The sequence below is a fragment of the Testudinibacter sp. 'clade 2' genome, from assembly GCF_006227735.1.
Lineage (GTDB): Bacteria > Pseudomonadota > Gammaproteobacteria > Enterobacterales > Pasteurellaceae > Chelonobacter.
This window is the reverse complement of record NZ_VDHB01000081.1, coordinates 1-1,323: the sequence shown is the minus strand read 5'-3', so window position 1 is coordinate 1,323 and position 1,323 is coordinate 1. Positions and strand designations below refer to the sequence as shown.

At 46.8% G+C, this 1,323-nt stretch carries 1 protein-coding gene; it reads right to left on the bottom strand.

From position 1 onward, the window contains the following. Window positions 1–1,293 (bottom strand): IS1182 family transposase (locus FHQ30_RS07440; protein ID WP_139625158.1); only part of this gene is annotated, 1,293 nt, incomplete at its 3' end. Between the last annotated feature and the right edge of the window lie 30 nt (window positions 1,294–1,323).

Sequence of the window (1,323 nt, the reverse complement as noted above, 5' to 3'; positions counted from 1 at the left end):
GCATTGGATTTGCACTTTAGTGACCCCACGAAAGCGGGCGTAGCGGTGATTGTGGTGTTGTTTCGCATCAGCAAAACTCCGTTCAACCGTTTCAGCCCTGCGTTTGTAAAATACTTTGCCTTGCTCGCTTAATCGCCTTGTGTTGGCTCTGTCTATGGCATCGGCATAGAGATGCCGAGTAATGACTTTTGCCCCGGTTTGACTTTTCGTGCAATCTGAACGTGCCGAACAGTTTAAGCAGGTGCTTGCGTAGGTACTGTAACTGCGGTAGCCATCACGGCTGATGGTGCGGAAGATTAAGGTTTCACCTTGCGGGCAACGGTAAGTGTCTGTATTGACATCGTAGTTAAACTTAGATTTTTTATAGTTATTTTTTGTACGCGGTGGGCGACGATAGCCGAAAACGCCTGCAATCTCTCGTCGTTCAAGACTTTCTGCCACAGGGGCAGTAAAGTAACCGGCATCAAGACCGACTTGCTTCGGCTTAAAGCCGAGGCGTTTGGTGGTGGCATCGAGTCGTCTGATATAAGGCTGGCTGTCGTTCACATTGCCCGGTGTGACAAAGGTATCCAAAATAATACCGCACTTGCCATCCACGGTGCGGTGGTCGAGGTAAAAGAAGCCTTGCGGTTTGTTGTCGCGTGTCATAAAGCCGCTTTCAGCGTCGGTACGGCTGACTTTGGTATTTTTTAGCTTAGGCTCCGCGTCTTCTTTTACCTCAAAAGACTTTTTTCCAATACGCAGCCTTGCCACATCAATGTCGGCATTGAGCATCTCAAGATAAGCACTGGCTTTAATCTCACGCCGTTCATTGGTGGCTTTGTTTTTGTTGGCATTGGCTTTTAAATGCGTACTGTCGGTAAACCAATGCTTGCCACCGACCACGCCTTTCTCAATGGCTTGGAAAATGATGTGCGTAAAAATCCGTTCAAACACGTCAGTACCGTTAAATCGCCGAAGACGGTTTTGGCTTAAGGTGCTGGCATCAATGACTTTTTCGGTGATAGTCATTCTGAGAAACCAACGATACGCCATATTGACTTCAACTTCTTTGACCAATTGACGTTCACTCTTAATGCCAAAAATATAGCCGAGCAGCATCATTTTGAATAGGCGTACCGGGTCAATGGCGGGGCGACCATTATTATGGCAATAGAGATGAGCCACTTCATCGCGAATAAATTCAAAATCAATGGCTTGGTCGATTTTGCGCACTAAATGGTCTTTCGGCACGAGTTGTTCAAGCGTGACCATTTCGAGTTTGGATTGATTAGAGGGAGGCGGCTTTAACATCGGAAACTCCTTAAAAGGCTTTTCCTTATT